Genomic DNA, 19248 nt, shown 5'->3' on the forward strand with positions numbered 1-19248 from the left:
TTATTTAATTCTGCCAATCATCCGAGTTCACGTATAGGATAGGCACCCTTGATTTTTGACGATGACCATCCGTATGTTCTCACCTGTAAAACGCGACGCATTATTAGCCGGCCTGATGGGTATCGGCGCTTTGCTTGCCGGCTTTTTTAGCCTTGCCAATATCGCCACCCCGGTGAATGCATTGCAATGGTTGCTGATAGCCAGTGGTTTATGGTGTTTTGTGTGGTGGGAATTATGGCGAAGAATTGAGTTAAATCACGCAAGTGTAGATGCAGTCCCCTATCGGCACCTTGGTTTGGCAAATAGTTTGACCTTGTTGCGCGGCGGCTTGATTGCATTAACCGGGGGATTTTTATTGCAGCCGCAAGCGGCAGGATTAACCGGTTGGGTACCCGGTGTGCTGTATACCATCACCGCTATTCTTGATCGCATGGATGGATTTGTCGCACGTCGCAGTAAACGCACCAGCATATTGGGCAGTGAGCTGGATACAGCTTATGACGCGCTGGGATTGTTAGTTGCCCCGTTGCTCGCCATAGGCTACGGTAAAATTCATTGGAGTTTTTTGCTGGTGAGCGCGGCCTACTACATTTTCGTGTGGGGTCTGTACTGGCGACGCACTCACCACTTACCGGTATATCCGTTAATGCCGAGCATGTTGCGCCGGACACTGGCCGGATTCCAAATGGGGCTTGTCGCACTGGTTTTATTGCCGTGTTTCCATGCCCCCTTCACCGTTATTGTCGCCGTGGCATTTACACTGCCTATCCTGTTGGGCTTCATAGTAGATTGGCTGGTAGTGAGCGGTAGAGTTCGCGCTGAATTGGCAAGTACCCAGCAATTTTTTAATCGCCTCGCCTTATTTAGCCATCATATTTTCCAACCATTTTTGCGGGTAGCGTTGTGTATTCTACTGGTGATGTTCGCGCACGATAGCGATATATTTATACCAACCATTTTAAGTTACAGCCTGTTTTTATTCGGTGGAATGATACTGCTGGGCGCAGCCGGTCGCGTTGGTGCAATTGCGATACTGGTATTAATTGGATTGATACAAATTGCACAACCAATTAATGCCATTACCACAATTATTATTTTCAGCGGTGCCTGGTTGATGCTTTTGGGTACCGGTCACTTTAGCCTCTGGCAATGGGACGATCATTGGGTGAACCGACGCGATGGTGAGGAACCCCAATGAGTCATTACACAAAAATAAAAATTATCACCTCGCTGTTGTGGTCATTAGCCTTTGGGTTAGTTGCATGGGCACTGACACAACTGCCGCTGGATGAAATTGCAACCAGCATCAGCTCACTCAGTGCAACACAATGGATGCTCTGGTCAGGATTAAACCTTCTGATCATCGTCATGCTTACCTGGCGCTGGCAATTATTAGCCAAAGCACTTAACGCACAAGTAAATTTGTGGCGACTGGTATTGATCCGACAGGCAGGACAGACAGTGAGTTTTATTACGCCCGGCCCACAATTTGGCGGCGAGCCGCTACAAATTTTCTGGCTGTGCAAACGCTGTGGATTGCCCTTACACAAAGCATTGTTATCACTGGGAATGGATCGGTTCTACGAGCTCTGGATCAATTTCTCTGTGCTTTTGCTCGGCGTATTTTTATTAATTTTTTCTCCTGCATTGGATGTAAGTGCCTGGCAAAAAATGGGCGGCGTGCTGTTAGTTTTATTGATGGTGTTATCGCTGCTGGGCTGGTTGATACTACAACAACCGCAATGGCTATCTGCTCGCTTTGAACGCCTTGCACGACGCTGGCAAGAACATCCGCGCCTGAGTCGCATTGAAAGTCACTGGAGTGCATTGGGCAGCGATTTACGCGATGCAATTTATACACAAAAACCGCGCTTGGTATTGGCCGTATTATTATCCATTGCCGGTTGGATTGGTTTGCTTGGTGAATTGGCATTGATTCTGGCGTTTATGGATGTACAACTCGATCTGGCCGGTTTTATCCTCATCATTGTGGCTATGCGCCTCGCGTTATTGCTGCCTGTGCCCGGCGGTATTGGCACACTCGAAGCATCAGTGCTCTGGTCATTCCAAACGCTCAATTTACCGACCAGCGCAGCGATGGGTTTGATTGCATTAATGCGCTTGCGCGATGCGATTGTGTTGGTTGCTGGCCTCGCTTGCTTACGCGGATTACAAACCACATCCGAACCTGTTCAAGCCTGATTTTCTTTAATCAAACAATAAGTCCTGCACTAAAAATCAAGCACTTGAAGCACAAGCGATAAATCGCCAGCAACAATGTTGGCTAACCAACTTTTCCCCACAAAAGTGATTAATTTTAAACAGCAACATCCTCCCTGGATCGTGCAAATCCCGCGTATTTACTGAAATAACCAAATGGCGCACTTATTGCTGTCGTGATTATTTTTACTTCTATAAAAAGCCCAAATCATGTGGATCGTCAACCTCGCCTTACGCCGCCCGCACACGTTCCTTGTGGCAGCGCTACTCATCCTGTTAACCATGCCTTATATATTAAGCAAAATGGCGACGGATATTTTTCCCATCATCCAAATTCCGGTTGTTGCGGAACTATGGGAATACAAAGGACTGACCGCCAAGGAAATGTCCGAGCGAATTACCAATCAGGCCGAGCGTGAGTTGGGGCAAGCAGTCGATAATATTGAACACACAGAATCTTTCTCTGTAGCTGGCCTGGGCATTGTGAAAGTATTTTTCCAGCCCGGCACCGATATCAATACTGCACTCGCGCAAACGACAATGAGTGCTAATGGTGCTGCACGCGGAATGCCGCAGGGAATTCAAGCCGGCCGGGTGCGCGCATGGTCTGCATCCGAATTACCTGTGGTTCAGCTGAGTATATCCAGCGATACACTTTCTGATATTGAAATCGGCGATGCGGCAGGCACAGTACTGCGCCCGATTGTTTCCAGCAAAAAAGGCTTGTCCCTCACCTTCCCTTACGGCTCCCGTTCGCGTCAAGTCGCAGTAGACCTTGATGCAGGTGCCCTACTTGCCAATAACATCACACCCGCTGAAATAGTAACGGCAATGGGTGCGCAAAATTTAATTTTACCAACCGGTGTGATGAAAGTGGGTGACAGTGAGTTTGATATCAAACTCAACGGTGCAATCGCCACCATTGATGAGATTGGCTCTATTCCGATTCGCACCGAAAAAGGCCGCACGTTGTTATTGAGTGATGTTGCTAATGTGCACGATGGTTTCACGCCTGGCACTACCATTGCCCGCCAAAACGGGTCGCGCAGTGTGTTGAACTCGGTACTGGCGTTTGGTGGTGTTTCCACTATTGAAGCCGTTGAGCATATTAAAAATTCCATTCCCGAAATGCTCGCCAAAATGCCGGAAGGCATCGATATTAAATTGATGTTCGATCAATCCATTTTTGTGCAAGCAGCGATTAGCAATGTGGTTCATGAGGGACTCATTGCCGCCGCACTCACGGCTACATTGATCCTGCTCTTTTTGGGCAACTGGCGCAGCACCTTGATCATTGCCGTTTCTATTCCACTCTCGATTATGGTCTCGCTGATTTGCCTGTATTTGATTGGGCAAACCATCAACCTGATGACGCTCGGTGGCCTCGCACTCGCAGTGGGAATCCTGGTGGATGATGCAACAGTCGAGATTGAAAATATCGAGCGGCAAATGGCGCTGGGTAAAAATCCGCTGCAAGCCATTCTGGATGGCGCCCAGGAAATTGCGGTGCCCGCCTTTGTATCCACCATGTGTATTTGCATCGTGTTTGTACCCATGTTTTTCCTCGATGGTATTGCGCGCTATTTGTTTGTGCCACTTGCACAGGCAGTAGTATTTGCGATGATCGCGTCTTACATCATCTCGCGCACGCTGATTCCAACCCTGGTGATGTTTATGATGAGAGGCCATCACCAACGCCAACAGCAGCCAACGCAAAATCGTTTTGCACAAGGGTTTGCCCGTGTACATCATGGATTCAATGATGGATTTGAACATTTCCGCGCTCACTTTGTGGTAGTGCTTACCAGTTTGTTACAACGGCGCAAACAATTTGCGGTGGCTTTTTTTGGCTTTTGTGTGCTCTCGCTTGGGCTTTATCCAACCCTCGGGCAAGATTTATTTCCCACTGTTGATAGTGGTCAATTGCGCCTGCATATTCGTGCACCTTCAGGAACGCGCCTGGAGCAAATGCCGAAATTGGTCGACCAGATCCACGCTGAAATTCGCGCAGGAATTCCTGCAGAACAAATGGGCGACATCCTCGATATCATCGGCGGACCTTACAGTACCATCAATACACTCAACGGCAATTCGGGTACGGCGGAATCGTCAGACTCGGAAATTATGTTTAGCTTTAAACCCGGCAAACTCAACAGTGCCGATATCATGAAAGATTTGCGTGTGCGCCTGCCCAAACAATTCCCCCATGTTGAATTCTTTTTCCAGCCGGCAGACCAAATTAGCCAGACATTAAATTTCGGTATTCCGGCACCGATTGATGTGCAATTTATCGGCGGAAAACCGTCCGACATAATGCCGCTCGCCGCTGCGCTCAATAATGAATTGCGCAAAATTCCCGGCATTGTTGATGCACATGTTTATCAACGCTGGAGTAAACCAACGCTCTCACTTGAAATTAATCGCACTCAACTACAACACCTGGGTTTAAGCGCACGCAATGTTGCAGAAAATATGATGATCGCACTAAGCGGCAGTATGCAGACAACGCCAACATATTGGCTCAACGAAGCCAACGGCAATACGTACAATATCGGTGCGCGCAGCCTTGAGTCGGATATGGACAGTATCGATGAACTCATGCACATCCCGATCGGTAAAGGCAACGATGGCAAACAACAATTGCTGGGCAATGTCGTGACCTATGAACGCACCGTACAAACGTCGGCAGTGAACCGCTACAACAGCACCAACATGATTAACATCCACGCTAATATCCAGGGGCGTGATTTGGGATCAGTCAGCCGCGACATTAATAAATTAATTGAAAAAGCACGCGCTGATTTACCACGCGGTGTTGAATTAAAAGTGCGCGGCCAAATCGAAACACTCAACACTGCGTTTATTGGTTTGACAGCGGGAATCGTCGTGGCAATTGGCTTGGTGTATTTATTGGTCGTGGTGAATTTCCAATCCTGGCTTGATCCATTAATTATTATCAGTGCACTACCTGCCGCATTGGCGGGTATTGCATGGATGTTATTTTTAACCGGCACCACACTCAGCGTTCCTGCGCTTACAGGCGTGATCATGACCATGGGTGTCGCAACGGCAAACAGTATTTTATTGGTGTCATTTGCGCGCACGCGTTTGCAAGAAGGCGTTGCACCGCTCGCCGCCGCGCTTGAAGCAGCATCCACTCGTTTACGCCCGGTATTAATGACGGCGTTTGCGATGATTATGGGAATGTTGCCGATGGCGTTGGGTTTAGGCCAGGGCGGCGAACAAAACGCACCGCTCGGTAAAGCTGTTATCGGCGGACTGGTTTTTGCCACTGTGTCCACCTTGTTATTTGTACCTGTGCTGTTTGCCGGATTACATCGTCGCCTGACGCAATATCCATTTAACCAACGCAGTTTTGGTTCACCTTCAGCCACTATCCCAAACCCTAGCGCTTTTTGAGTCCCGGCACATGAACGATTATCACCCTCTTCCTCTTGAATTGCCCGTCACCGACGTGAAGCGCAGCGCCGTGTACACCAAGCGCGTATTGCTCGGTGCATTGGTGCTGTTATTAATCGGCGGCAGCGTCCGTGTGCTACTGAATATGCGCGCGGCACAAGCACTGGAAGATTACACCGCCGAAACACTCGAGCGCACTGTGCTCATCACCAAAGCCAAACCCGGCGAATTGCAACAAGCATTAAAACTGCCGACAACATTGCGCGGCAATACCGAATCCGTGATTTATGCGCGCACTTCCGGTTATGTCGACGCCTGGCACAAGGGCATCGGCGATCTGGTCAAAAAAGGCGAACTGCTTGCGACCATCGATGCACCGGAACAGGAGCAAGAACTTGCACAAGCACGCGCCGAACGCGAACAAATACAGGCGCGGCTCGATCTCGCTCAACAAACACTCGCGCGCTGGGAAGCATTACGTGAACGCGAGAGTGCAATCTCGCTACAGGATCTCGCAGAAAAACAAAGTCTCGTCCGTCAGGGCCAAGCAGACCTCGCGGCCGCAAATGCAAAAGTAAAACGCCTGGAACAATTGGAAGGTTTCCGCAGCATAGTCGCGCCCTTTACCGGCATCATCACGCGTCGCAGTATTGAAGTCGGCGATTTGATTGAGGGCGGCGGCAAAGAATTATTCGCTATCACCCAAACCGATCCATTGCGTCTGACAATCTGGGTACCGCAAGCCTACGCTGATAATTTGGCGCCAGGCACCGATGTGAGCCTCGCTATTCGCGAACAACCGGGAGCAAAACTCACCGCGAAAATTGATCGCATCGCGGGCGGTATAGATCCAAACACTCGCGCACGCCAAGTGGATTTAGTATTACCTAATCCCGGTGCAAAATTATTACCCGGCGCTTATGCAGAAGTCGGAATCCAAGTCACCAGCGGAATCGAGACCCTCGTAGTCCCCGCTGCCGTTTTAGTCATCACCGACCATACCCGCCGCGTCGCCGTTGTCGGTGAACGCAACCGCATCAGCTTCAAAGAAGTAGAACTCGGCCGCGACTTGGGCCGCGATGTAGAAATTCTCTCCGGTATCACCACCAACGACACTTTAGTCGTCAGTCCTTCAGACCAAATCGTCGCAGGTGAATTGGTGAATACACGTGAGTGGCAAGCAGTGGGCGCAAATCCGCCCAGGCCGGTGAAGAAATGAAGATTAATTAGATTCCAAACGATTTAAACAGTAATTCCCGCCGCACGCATAAACGCAGGATAATCCAGGGCAGTATTTTGATCATGCACGATTTTCCACTGCCCATCCTGCAATTGAAAAACATAAGTAAGCCAGGAACTGATTGGTAATGTTGCTGTAAAGCTGCACCAAAATCGGGTCTCAAAGGCTTACTCCGGTTGTTAAAATCATTGAAAAATTATCAATCTATCTGTGAAACATCATAAGTCTAGACAGGGCTAAAAATTCTTCCGGTAAGCTGCCCAGCAGGTGGCGTTTTCCCAGAGTTTTACGATGAGGGAGCCGCTGCCTAATGGCCGGATGCGGGAGCTGATTTGCTCATTGATGATGCGGCTGAAGTGTTCAATGCTTGGGTTTAGTCCGGCGAATTCCGGTTTGTCGTTAAGCAGGGAATCACGGAAATAATTTACTGTGGTATCAAGTGCGGCTTCGATATCAACGATATCAACCAAATAACCATGTTGATCTAACTGGTTACCTTCAATACTGATTTCGGCCACGTAGTGATGTGCATGCGGAAAGTTTTCTGAGCCCCAATCGCCGCCGACGAGAAAGTGGTTGGCGATAAATTCACGGGTTACTGCCACGGTATACATAATAAATCCTGCTTAATGATTCTGGTTTTATGGGTAGTAAAAAATCGCCTGCAGAATATCGTCCGGCGATTCATGCAAATGTTGGTAAAGCGATTGCGCATCGGCAATAGATACACGATGCGTAATAAGGTGTTGCGGATTTATCTGGCGCAACATCTGCCAGGTAAGTTCAAAGCGACGGGCTTTACTCCAGCGGCCACTTAATTCCGGTGCGAGGCTGCTCACTTGGCTCGTCGTTATTTTGAGCCGGTTGCGATGTGCATCGCCACCCAATGCTACAATTGCATTTTTATTGCCGTACCAGCTGCCGATTACAATCCGGCTGGCAAAACCGCTCAATTCAATCGCGAGATTTAATGCTTCGGGAACACCACTGATTTCATAAATCAAATCAGCGCCTTTATTTTCATCAGCTGAAAATAATTGTTTTTTTAACTCGACAATATCAGCATCGGAAAAAGGATCAGCTATTTTATCAACACCCAGCTGCAACGCGCGTGCACGACGCAATGCTATAGCGTCCAGCGCATTTAGTTGCGCTAATGGAAATTGCGCTAACAAACTTGATACCAATAAACCAACAATGCCCTGCCCCAATACAACTACCCGCTCACCCAGTGCAGGATTACCATCCTGAATCAGATTTACGGCGGTTTCCATGTTCGGCAAAAACACCGCTGCTTCAGACGTTATATCTTCGGGTATTGCAATAACATCGTCAGGCGTAGCGATAAAATGGCTGGCATGAGGTTGAAACGCAAACACGCGCTTACCCAACCAAACAGGATCAACATCTTTACCGACACGCACCACACAGCCAACGCTGGCATAGCCATATTGAAGCGGGAATGTGGGGTGATCTTGCAGGGAATCCAGGCTGGCATCCAGTGCCATGCCAACTGGAATTTGCCCGCGGTAAACGAGCATTTCTGTTCCGGCGCTGACAGCAGAGCAAGCCACAGCGACCAACAATTCGCCTGCGCCAGGTGGCGTTAGTTGTGCAGAGCGAACCTCAACCTTATGCGTATCAGTAAACCACAATTGCTGCGCGATGATGGGAGCATCAACTATCGATGCACTCATGGAGTTGAATCTCCATAATGTAAATTACCCCACACAATCAGATCATCATCCAAACGGTCGGAAAAAAACGGTGAAATTTGCGGCAGCGCGCAGCGCGAGGAAATGCCCAAATCACTTACCGCTTTGTAGCCGCCGACCAAGCGCGGCGTAATGGTCAGCACCACCGCATCGGCAAGCTGGGCTTTGACAAATGCAGTTATCACATTTGCCCCGCCCTCAACCATCACACTTTTTATTCCTCTGCTCCACAGCAATTTCAGCGCGCGCTGCAAACATACACGCCCTTCTGCATCACCTTGTAACGCGGTTATCTCAAGTCCGTCGATGGGTGTGCTAACGCCATCTTGCGTCGTCAGCACCCAACAGCGTTTGTCAGGCAGACAACACAATCGCGCCGTTGCCGGAATACGCAATTGGCTATCGAGCACAATGGGTTGCGGATTACGGCCGGAACAATGACGCACAGTGAGTTGCGGATCATCGCTCAACACTGTGCCTATGCCCACCATAATGCCGTCATGAACACTGCGCAGGTGATGGGTGAGCCGCAGCGACTCGTGCCCGCTCAATGCGAGTGGTTCGCCGGAGTGGATCGCAATACTGCCATCCAGACTCTGGGCGTAACTCAGCGTTACGAATGGCCGGTTCAAGCGGGCGCTGGTTCTTTGATTAACCAGCCAATGCGTGATTTGCTGATGGAGACTCGCGGAATTATTGGTGAGTGGCAGCATAAGGTTTGGCCAGGAGGTGATCCATGCGTTTCGCTTTGGTAAGCATATAGCCCTGATTTTCAGCGTTGACCGCAATCTCCAGCGGTACGCGGGCAATGACATTGACACCTTCGGCTTCAAGGGCATTGATCTTGGCTGGATTGTTGGTCATCAAGCGCACCGACTTCACGCCCAAATCGTCAAGGATACAGGCCGCAAGCGAGTAGCTGCGCTCATCGGCACCGTGACCGAGCATCAGGTTTGCATCGACTGTGTCGTAACCCTGATCTTGCAGGTTGTAGGCATGCAGCTTTTGTTCGAGCCCGATGCCACGGCCTTCCTGACGCAAATACACCACAACACCCAAACCTTCGCGTGCAACCAGTTCAAGCGCACGATCCAGTTGCTCGCCGCAATCACAGCGTAGCGAACCAAGCACATCGCCGGTAAAGCATTCCGAATGGACGCGGGCCAAGGCTGCCTCTGCCTGCGCCAAATCGCCCATATAGAAAGCGAGATGCTCTTTGTTATCGAGGGTGTTGGTGTAATAACACAATTGAAAGTCGCCATGCCGTGTTGGAATACGGGCAGCGGCAGTACGGGTAACTGATGGTTTAGACATACGCAAAAAATCTTTAGTTTCAGACAATAATTGTAAGTGACGGCAGCGATCTTACGGCGCGTGCTCACATTAGGCAAGGCAAGTTCCAGATTACTTTTTTGCAGCGCTGACTGTCGCGCTTGTTATTATTTTCCCTGTTGTTTTTCAGGCAAGAAACTGATGGTTTTTATCCATGAATGTTTAAATCAAGCCAGCCAATTTGCTGGCAATAAACAAAACACTGGTAGACAATTGCCCACCTTGCAAACAGGAAAATCCTGGTGGATAAATCCAATCCTGTCGCAGACGGAATTAACATCTCGCAGAAGATTTCTATGACCGATATTTACTTCGCCATTCCCGGTGATATCAATACCCTCACCGGTGGTTATGCCTATGACCGGCGTTTACTTGCCGAGTTGCATTCGCTCGGCCACAAGCTGATACATCTGCCCCTCTCCAGCCAATTTCCGCAGCCGGATAGCCGAACACTTGCCGACACTGCAGAGCAATTCGCGCAGCTGCCCGATGGTGCGCTGGTTATCGCAGATGGCCTCGCATTCGGGGTGATGGAAAATATCGCCGAGCAACAGCAGGGGCGACTCAAGATCATTGCGCTTTGCCATCATCCGTTAATGCTGGAGGCGGGATTATCAGACGAGCAAGCACAACAACTATTTCTTTCCGAGCAGCGTGCGCTTAATGCAGCGCAAGCAGTCATAGTGACCAGTGCTATGACCGGCAAAATACTGACCGAACAATTCGCGATTTCCGCTGCAAAAATCACTATTGCTGAACCGGGAACCGATCAACAGGAGTTTGCGCTGTGTAACGGCAATCCACCGGTATTGCTAACGCTTGCGACTTTAACGCGCCGCAAAGCCCACGATGTATTGATTGATGCATTGGCAAATGTCCAACATCTGCCCTGGACCGCACGCTTTGTCGGTGGCTTGCATTTTGATCCGCACTGGGTTGCACATCTGCAACAAAAAGTCGCCGCCGCCGGCTTGCAAGAGCGAATTGCATTTATCGGTAATGTTGCCGATGCAAGCAGCGAATATGCCGCTGCCGATATTTTTGTCTTGCCCTCGCTATTCGAGGGCTATGGAATGGCGTTTGCGGAAGCACTGAGTTTTGGCTTGCCGATTGTCGCTACGCATGCAGGTGCCGTGCCCGATGTAGTACCTGAGACCGCTGGTATTCTGGTACAACCTGATAACTCTGCGGCACTTGCTGATGCATTGCGGAATTTACTCACCACACCAAGCTTGCACAAACAACTGCAAACAGGTGCGCAATCCGCAGCGCAAGCCCTGCCTGGCTGGGCAACTACAGCGAACAAGGTATCTGCATTAATTAATACCATCAACGCACCTATTAATTAATACACCAATTAACATATCCACAAACGATAGAGTAAATAACCAATGAGTGGCTTTTCAATTTCATGGCTGGATTTACGCGAAGGCGCAGACTTTGCCGCACGCGATAAAACATTGGCAACAGGTGCATTGGAATGGCTTGGCCAAGCCAGTGATCCCGTATCACCTGACCGCATTATTGTTGATCTCGGTGCGGGTACAGGCTCGACATTGCGCGCCCTCACCAAACTTGGCGCAAACAATATTGTGTGGCGGTTGGTCGATCTGGATGGAAAATTATTGGATGAGGCCTTACGTCGTCACGGTAAAAAATGTTTGATAGAAGATTATCAAGCCGATCTCACAATTACTGAAGAATTACCTCTTACCGGTGCACATCTAGTATCGGCCTCCGCATTATTTGATCTCGCGTCGCCTGCATTTATCGATGCCTTAATAAATCGAATCGATGCGCGCAAAACTGCTGTTTACGCTGCATTGAATTACGATGGCACCACTACATGGACACCGACACATCCACTGGATGAAAAAATCCTGACAGCATTTAATCAGGATCAATTGCGCGATAAAGGATTTGGCCCGGCACTCGGCCCTCAATGTACAACCTACTTGCAGCAGGTGCTGGAAAATAAAGGTTACATCGTCAGCGTTAAACCCAGCCCGTGGGAACTAGGCGCAAAAGATGAAGCTATGACAAACGAATTAATTGGCGGGATTGCAAGTGCAATCAGTGAAGGTTACGGATTAACAACGCAAGAACTCGATGACTGGAAAACATTTCGCCTCGCCCATGCTGCCGATGGACATTGCACCATCGGCCACTGGGATTTACTTGCATTGCCGGGTTAATTTCCCGGCAGCGAAAACGCATCAATAAATTTATTGCGCAGCTCGTCCATGCGCCACACTGGGGCATCATCGGCAGGTAACATACCCGGTGTCCAACGCCAATTATCTATCGCTTCGATTACCTTGGGATCGCGCGCAATTAAATGGATAGGCACATCGCGATTAGCGGTATCACCCGTTACCAATGGCGCTGGTTGATGATCGCCAAATACCAGCACCACTACATTATCATTACCGTAATTCATCACATAAGACGCAATATTTTCCAGCGCATATTCAATCGACAAACGAAATTGCAAACGAATGCGCGTATTGTCTTTCCAAACGTCTTCCGGACTATCACCACTTGCTGCTTGTATATTAAACACCGTGCCATCACCAACACTATTCCAGTCAATCACGTGGGGGACCGGCGTCCAGGGAGCATGCGATGAGATCAGCGCAATTTCCGCCATCACCGGTGCGCGCGCTTTATTATCAAGTTCAAGTCGTTGCAATGCGGCGAGCGTATATTGGTCGGGCATGGTAATCCAATTAAATGGCTTGCCTTTGTAGCCAAGGTTATGCGCATTGTAAATCTGATCGTAACCATAATATTGGCCTTCTGGCCACGCCATAGTAATTGCAGGCATCACCGCCACAGTTCGCCAACCCGCTTGCTTGAAAATGCGATTCAACGTTGGGCGCGCACTCATCATTAAATTGTCGTAGCGAATCTGGTTGTCAATCCACAATCCTGACATAGCCGTCCCATGTGCCAACCAACTCAAGCCGCCCGCTGTGGGTGACGTTAAAAAACCGGAACGAGCAATAACACCTTTTTCGCGCAATGCATTCGTTGTGCGTTCAAGTAAGGGACGGATTTGCGCTGCAAATTCCGGATTATCCAATGCAGTGCGTCCGTATGATTCTACAAATACAACCAGCACATCTTTACCTTGCAGGTGCGCCAATAGATTCCCATCTGCATGCGCCAGCGCATCATCTCGCTCAAGCACCAGGCGAAAGGATTTAATATCGGCAACTGTATCCAACATATGTTTTAAATGTACCTGGACATGCTGGTAAAACCGCATGGATGTTTTGGGCCATCCCATAAAAAATAACAGCAACCATATTGCCAACCCACCAAGCAATACACTGGTAGCAATACGTGTAGATGCACGCAATAATGCCTGCGCGCGCCCCAACACCCAAAACGCTGCGGCGATAATCGCCAACACTGACAAGATCAATAACAATGCAACGAATAAAGCACCAGCCCTCCCTATCGCGCCATTAAGTAAATTCATACCGTTGGCAAATAAATAAATATCGAAAACCGGATTAAATGGTCGTGCAAAAACCTTGAAGGTCGCCATGTCGGCACATTTAAAAATAATACCCAATGCCAGCAATGTTGCCGTTAACCAACGCAATACCAAGCCGATGCGGCCGGGTACTAATAGCAATAACCCAAGCAGTAACATTTCTACCGGAAAAAATAAAAATGCACCAACGCTAAATGCACTCAATTGGTTGGGAACAACCAACGCAATAAAAATAAACAGGAGGGCCGTGATATTCAGAAGCGAATGACAATAACCAGAGCGGGATAAATGGGTATTCATTATTAGGGGCAATGCCTTATTACTTGTGGAAAGAACGACTTAGTTAAATGAAGCCCGATTAAAAAGAAGCTTTCAGGGCTGGGCCGGATTGGATAATATCGTCCGAGTGATGCCTTCGATTAACGCAGCCAGCACGCAAAAAGTAGCTGAGTATAAACACTTTTTGACATCAAAACCCATGAAAATCAATCGATTACAATTTGATGGGCATAGCCGACTGAACAACCGGCCCGTACCAGAGTCTTAAATAAACCGATCCCCGTGTAAGGAACATGACAACATGAAAAAAACAGGTGTAATTTCGTTAGTGGGCATATTGACCATGGCCTCATCCCTTCCCCTTTTAGCAGACACCATTAAAGTGGATATGAAACCCGGCCTTTGGGAACACCGCATTAAATTGGTCGGTGGCGATTCAGCGGCAGCACAAACGCAGCAAATGCAAACGGCGATGGAAGAAGTCAAAAAACAAATGGCGAACATGCCGCCCGAGCAACGCAAAATGATGGAAGACATGATGGCCCAACAGGGCATGAAGTTTTCTGATCAAGGCGTAAGCATGCAAAATAACAAAGTGCAAATCGGCAAAGACGGTACAGTCGTCAAGCAATGCATTACCCAAGCGCAAATTGACAAGGGATACATGCCTGAGAGCACAGCCGATTGCAATCCTGCAATCACCAAACTCAGCAACACAAAATTTAAAATGGCTTATGCCTGTAAGGATCAAAATAATACAAAAGGCGAAGGAGAAATTGAATTCACATCCTCCACTGCCTATAAAGGCAAAGCATCTTTTGTAAATCAGGAAGGTGGTACTGCGCAACGCTATAACACCGAACAATCCGGATCATGGCTATCAAGTGACTGCGGTGACATTAAGCCAGAAGCTTATTAATACAAAAACCAAGGGATTAAAATCCAGCGCATTTTGATCCCTCTTATACTCCAATGCCTAACACACCAAACATTCCTTCTTCAGAATCGCCAACAGCAACTTTTCTTCACCATGCAAACCTGTACCATTTTTATTTGCATGAGCGCTATTCTTAAGTTTGACAAAATACTTTTGCAAACTACTTTTTTCATACAGATCAAAAATAATCGGATGGATATAATATTTTCGGCAAACGGTTCGAGTATTACCCAAATGTGCTGCAACTCTATCAACGACCTCAATAATATTTTTCTTGGCGTCCTGCGTATTCTCCGCCAGCAGAATTTCTTTAAATTCGCCCAACGCATGAACCGTACCTGACCAGGTGCGGAAATCCTTCGCAGTAAAATCCTGTCCTGCAATACTTTTTATATAGCTATTCACCATTCCGGAATCTATACCTTTATGACTGCCATCTTCAGCATAATATTGAAACAATTCCATGCCCGGAATTTCGCGGCACTGCTTTACTATGCATGCCAACCGCTTGTCGGTAATACTGATGGATTGTGAAACACCCTTCTTTCCCTTAAAGATAAATTGCATTTTATTGCCGGCAATTTTGACATGTCGGTTTTTCAAGGTTGTCAGGCCAAATGATCCGTACAGTTTTTCATAAGCCGAATTACCAATACGCATACTGGTTTGATCCATTAAACACACAGCCAATGCCAACACCTTCTCTACCGGCAACCCCGGCAGTGAAAGGTCTTTATTCAGCTGTTCACGAATATGGGGAACGGCTTTACCGAACTCATAGAGCCGATAAAATTTAGTCTGGTTGCGCAGGCTATTCCACAGTGAATGATACCGGTACTGTTTTCTCTTCCTCGCATCAATACCTGTGGCCTGCAAATGTCCATTATCCTGGTTACAGATCCATACATTTTCCCACGCAGGAGGAATCACTAATTTGGCAATTCGATCGAGAATCTTTTTATCGCGCAGTATTTCCTTACCGATATAATAATGGAATTTATCGCCCTTCTTCCGACGGGTAATGCCTGGTTGAGAATCCTGCACGTATAAAAGGTTAATAGCCTTCGCCGCTTTTTCTGCATCATTGGCGATAGCATCTATTTTTTTATTAGACAGTTTAATATCTGCTGCAATAACCGGCATATGTTGCCTTCTCCGATTTGACGCCGCTTCATTGTGTTCTTCGCATATAGAAAAGGTTTATCAGGGACGGCACAGTTCGGTAAGACACCAAGGCTGGTTGAAATCCTTTATGCGGCTCATCCACCTTGCAAGAGAAAGACCTGAAAAATGGAAGGAATAGCTGAGGTTAAAAGACAGGAATAAAAAAGCCAGCCCGAAGGCTGGCTTGGGGGCAACGCGAATAATCAAGAATGATCAATTAGTAGCGAAGCAATAGAACAAACCGGCACCACCGGTACTCACCAGATTTTCCTGGCTGCAACCACGGCTTGGGTGAGCAGAATTCCATGAGGCGTTACCGCCACCAGTGCGGTCAAAGTGACCGACTTGTACTGATCCATCTGCTGCGGTGCTGGTATAGTTTTTACAGGTATGGTCAGCTGCATCGGTGAAAGCAGTACCATCTGTTTTTGAACCGGTAAGGATATCGTGCTGGTTTGGTGTATCACCCGCACCCAGAATACGCTCGCCCTTCTCGCTCAACGCCTGGTTGCGAGTGAGGTTACTGCCAAGGCGCGCTTGCTCAAGAGTATCGCCGTGCAAATGACCGACATCATCGGCAATCAATGCACCTTTCACGTTATACCAGGGGCCTTTACCAATACGGTCGCGCGCGTTAATCGCGGGTTTTCCACCAGCAGCTTGAGTACTTAAATAAGCGCGCCAGATTTTATTCCCCGCACCGGCCGCTTTAGCCAAAGATTGGCAATGTGCATCCGCACCCGCCAAACCGCCCAACTCAGCACCTTTACCCAAACCTACGCTAGTGACGAAAAAACTGAACTTTTGCAGCGCTTCTTCCGGACTAATGACAGGACGCTGTGCCTGTGCTGGAGCAGCATTATTTTGTGCAGCAACAAAAGGTGCACTCGCCAAGGCGGCAACAAACGCAATTGAAAGTGCCGCAGGTTTTACAAATTTCATAATTCAATATCCTTCAACAAGAGAGTTTTCCACAATAAGATAATCACCCGAATGCATCGGATGCTTGCTGCAGAGCAATATGCGTACCAGTGGAAAAATACCTATTGAATTATATAAAAATAGCTTCCACCTGTTTTAGCTGGTTGATATATAACAGTTTTATCGATACTCACTAGACTGAAGGAATATAGTAAAAACCAACGTTGTTTTTATCTCAACAGAAAACCAATCCTCAGCTGCTTTTAATTCAACAATTACTATTTAGTCTGGTACAGCAATAAAAAACCCCGAATGAATTTTCATCCGGGGCTTTTCAACAGCAGGCTTTAATTGATGACTCAAGCCCAACACATTACTCATTATCCACGCAGGTTTTTATTAAAGAAATCAATCGTGCGTTTCCAGGCTAATGCTGCTGACTTTTCATCAAAGCGTGGAGTGGTATCGTTGTTAAATCCATGCTGGGCATTGGCATAAATATAAGCTTCGTATTTTTTACCAGCCGCCTTAAGTGCAGATTCATACGCAGGCCATCCCTCATTGATACGTTCATCAACACCGGCATAATGAATCAACAAAGGTGCTTTGATTTTGGGAACATCTGCCGCTTCCGGTTGACGGCCATAAAAAGGAACAGCTGCATTTAAATCCGGTAACCGTGTTGCAAGGAAATTGGAAATCCCACCACCGTAGCAAAAACCGACGACGCCAACCTTACCATTACCTGCAGGCAGCTTACGCAGATACTGCGCTGCATTTACAAAATCTTCCTGGGTTTTGGTTTGGTCAAGCTGTTGGAATAACTCGCGCGCTTTTTCTTCGTCACCAGGATATCCACCCAAAGTAAACAACGCATCAGGTGCAAAAGCGATAAAATTATCCAGTGCAAGACGGCGGGTAATATCTTCGATATGCGGATTTAATCCACGATTTTCATGTACGACTAACACTGTCGGCAATTTCCCGACTGCTTTTGCAGGGCTAACCAAATATCCACGAATCTTGCCATTACCATTAGGTGAATCGATTTCAACATAGCTGGTTTTGATGCGTGAATCGTCCGGTTTTACTTGCTGCGCCGCTGCAAATTGGGGGCTCAATGCAGCAAGCAAACCTGTCGCGGTAACGCCAGCAAGCGCCGCATATTTTGCCGCACCGGTTAAAAAATCGCGGCGTGATGCCTGTCCATGCACATATTTATCAAACAGTTTCAGCACTTCCGGGTGAAAATCGTCAGCAGTTTTGCGCGTCATAAAACCTCCTGAAAATAAAAGGCCGAATTGAATCGGCCTATTCGCTATTATTTGACTCGACCGGCAAAGCCCGGCGTCAATACCGCTACTTTATACGCTGCACCACGGCCAACGATGTAGAGGGTTTTCTTATCTTTACCGGCAAATGCGATGTTTTGCGGCTTATGCGGCACAGGGATACCACCAAGGAATTTGCCTTTTTCATCAAACACATCAATGCCAGTATTGGATGTTACATATAGGCGCCCCTCTGCATCAATGGCCAAACCATCAGCACCGCTGGATAACACACCCTGCTCATTCTTTTGCAAACCGTTAGGAATCTTCGCAAAATTTTTGCGCTTCCCCAATGTGCCGTCGGCCTTGATTGGATATGACAACACATATTCACCACCGGTGTTGGCGACATACAAGGTTTTTTCGTCGCGGCTTAATTGAATACCGTTAGGACGTTGGATTTCATTGATACCCACTACACGTTTGGTCTTTCCTGTTGGATCGATATAGTAAACACCGGTACGAGGCGCATCTTTCACATCGGCACCTGGGCCGCTATCGGTAAAATAAATGCCGCCATTTTTAGCGAGCACCAAGTCATTAGTGCGCTGGAAAGCTTGACCTTCATACTCTTTTACCAATACTTTTTCTTTACCTTTTGGATAAACAATACCCACTTGATTATTGTTGACCTGTACGGTAATCAATTCGCCCTTATCATTAAAAGCCAAACCGTTAGAGCCGTTGGAGTTTTCCAAAAAAGTAGAAATACTATTGTCCGGTGCAATTCGGGTAATGCGGTTAGCGCGAGTCTCAGTAAACAAAAAACTGCCATCTGGTGCAGCGATTGGCCCTTCTGTACCTTCAAAACCTTCGCGAATAAATTCCAATTTCGTTCCCGCAGCAATAACACCGGGAATTGCCGATGCCAGCGTATCAGCCGCCGAGCTATGCAATGAAACAAGTGCGGAGCTGGAAATAGCAACCAACGCGATACCCTTCATAAGTTTTGCAAGGGTGGCAGGTATAAAACTAATCGGCAGAAATGCCACAGAATTTTTCATTGATGTATTTCCTCATACATAGAATCAGTGAATGCGCGTAAACCGAAAAAAGACCGGCTAAGGTGTTGTGAACCTTTGCCGGCCAAGATTAGCGTTCGGCATCGCTACCGTCCCTGTGCCCGCGAAAACAACATATCGAGCTACAAGTGCAACCGGCTGTCACGGGGCATAGGCGACCAT

Annotated in this window: 16 protein-coding genes; 7 read left to right on the forward strand and 9 right to left on the reverse strand. The window is 47.9% G+C overall.

The genetic code is table 11. The features are described 5' to 3' along the window. Nucleotides 1-61: 61 nt before the first annotated feature. The 4 genes from AC1RJL_RS18670 to AC1RJL_RS18685 all read left to right on the forward strand — a co-directional run bounded on the left by AC1RJL_RS18670 (nt 62) and on the right by AC1RJL_RS18685 (nt 6859). Nucleotides 62-1198, forward strand: a complete 1137-nt coding sequence (locus tag AC1RJL_RS18670; protein WP_492916836.1) for a CDP-alcohol phosphatidyltransferase family protein — start codon at nt 62-64, stop codon at nt 1196-1198. Further along, complete coding sequence (locus tag AC1RJL_RS18675; protein WP_492916838.1) at nt 1195-2202, forward strand: lysylphosphatidylglycerol synthase transmembrane domain-containing protein; 1008 nt, start codon at nt 1195-1197, stop codon at nt 2200-2202. The genes AC1RJL_RS18670 and AC1RJL_RS18675 overlap by 4 nt, the downstream gene beginning before the upstream one ends. A gap of 228 nt (nt 2203-2430) precedes the next feature. Then, on the forward strand, nt 2431-5640 hold the full coding sequence (locus AC1RJL_RS18680) for an efflux RND transporter permease subunit (RefSeq protein ID WP_492916840.1): 3210 nt from the start codon (nt 2431-2433) through the stop codon (nt 5638-5640). A gap of 10 nt (nt 5641-5650) precedes the next feature. Continuing rightward, entirely contained in the window at nt 5651-6859 is a 1209-nt protein-coding gene (locus AC1RJL_RS18685; protein WP_492916842.1) for an efflux RND transporter periplasmic adaptor subunit, read from the forward strand. Between the two features lie 257 nt (nt 6860-7116). Here AC1RJL_RS18685 and AC1RJL_RS18690 read toward each other — a convergent pair whose 3' ends face one another. Genes AC1RJL_RS18690 through ribA form a run of 4 tightly spaced genes read right to left on the reverse strand, consistent with a single transcriptional unit; the run spans nt 7117 to nt 9909 of the window. Then, nucleotides 7117-7494, reverse strand: a complete 378-nt coding sequence (locus AC1RJL_RS18690) for a 6-pyruvoyl trahydropterin synthase family protein (protein WP_492916844.1) — start codon at nt 7492-7494, stop codon at nt 7117-7119. A gap of 27 nt (nt 7495-7521) precedes the next feature. Beyond that, a complete protein-coding gene (locus AC1RJL_RS18695) occupies nt 7522-8577 on the reverse strand; it encodes a zinc-dependent alcohol dehydrogenase (protein ID WP_492916846.1) in 1056 nt (351 codons plus the stop codon). Beyond that, nucleotides 8574-9308, reverse strand: a complete 735-nt coding sequence (locus AC1RJL_RS18700) for a RibD family protein (protein ID WP_492916848.1) — start codon at nt 9306-9308, stop codon at nt 8574-8576. Before AC1RJL_RS18700 ends, AC1RJL_RS18695 begins: the two co-directional genes overlap by 4 nt. After that, complete coding sequence (gene ribA, locus AC1RJL_RS18705) at nt 9289-9909, reverse strand: GTP cyclohydrolase II (RefSeq protein ID WP_492916850.1); 621 nt, start codon at nt 9907-9909, stop codon at nt 9289-9291. Before ribA ends, AC1RJL_RS18700 begins: the two co-directional genes overlap by 20 nt. Nucleotides 9910-10223: 314 nt before the next feature. Here ribA and AC1RJL_RS18710 point away from each other — a divergent pair, with 314 nt between their 5' ends. Then, nucleotides 10224-11276 carry a glycosyltransferase family 4 protein gene (locus AC1RJL_RS18710; RefSeq protein WP_492916852.1) on the forward strand — a complete coding sequence of 351 codons (1053 nt, stop codon included), beginning with the start codon at nt 10224-10226 and terminating at the stop codon, nt 11274-11276. A gap of 42 nt (nt 11277-11318) precedes the next feature. Continuing rightward, nucleotides 11319-12122, forward strand: a complete 804-nt coding sequence (locus AC1RJL_RS18715; RefSeq protein ID WP_492916854.1) for a class I SAM-dependent methyltransferase — start codon at nt 11319-11321, stop codon at nt 12120-12122. Here AC1RJL_RS18715 and AC1RJL_RS18720 read toward each other — a convergent pair. Continuing rightward, nucleotides 12119-13732, reverse strand: coding sequence for a sulfatase-like hydrolase/transferase (locus AC1RJL_RS18720; protein WP_492916856.1), 1614 nt, complete (start codon nt 13730-13732; stop codon nt 12119-12121). The two genes, AC1RJL_RS18715 and AC1RJL_RS18720, sit on opposite strands and share 4 nt — an antisense overlap. A 280-nt stretch (nt 13733-14012) precedes the next feature. Between AC1RJL_RS18720 and AC1RJL_RS18725 the strand changes: the two genes are divergently transcribed. Further along, on the forward strand, nt 14013-14630 hold the full coding sequence (locus AC1RJL_RS18725) for a DUF3617 family protein (RefSeq protein WP_492916858.1): 618 nt from the start codon (nt 14013-14015) through the stop codon (nt 14628-14630). A 57-nt stretch (nt 14631-14687) separates the two neighbouring features. Here AC1RJL_RS18725 and AC1RJL_RS18730 read toward each other — a convergent pair whose 3' ends face one another. The 4 genes from AC1RJL_RS18730 to AC1RJL_RS18745 all read right to left on the reverse strand — a co-directional run bounded on the left by AC1RJL_RS18730 (nt 14688) and on the right by AC1RJL_RS18745 (nt 19068). Beyond that, on the reverse strand, nt 14688-15791 hold the full coding sequence (locus AC1RJL_RS18730; protein ID WP_492916860.1) for a DNA topoisomerase IB: 1104 nt from the start codon (nt 15789-15791) through the stop codon (nt 14688-14690). Between the two features lie 234 nt (nt 15792-16025). Further along, complete coding sequence (locus tag AC1RJL_RS18735) at nt 16026-16754, reverse strand: hypothetical protein (protein ID WP_492916862.1); 729 nt, start codon at nt 16752-16754, stop codon at nt 16026-16028. Nucleotides 16755-17113: 359 nt separating this feature from the next. Next, nucleotides 17114-18007 (reverse strand): dienelactone hydrolase family protein, encoded by an 894-nt coding sequence (locus tag AC1RJL_RS18740; protein ID WP_492916864.1) that lies wholly within the window; start codon nt 18005-18007, stop codon nt 17114-17116. Between the two features lie 47 nt (nt 18008-18054). Beyond that, a complete protein-coding gene (locus AC1RJL_RS18745) occupies nt 18055-19068 on the reverse strand; it encodes an SMP-30/gluconolactonase/LRE family protein (RefSeq protein ID WP_492916866.1) in 1014 nt (337 codons plus the stop codon). Nucleotides 19069-19248: the final 180 nt, after the last annotated feature.

This window comes from Cellvibrio sp. GW822-FHT04B05 (genome assembly GCF_058800985.1).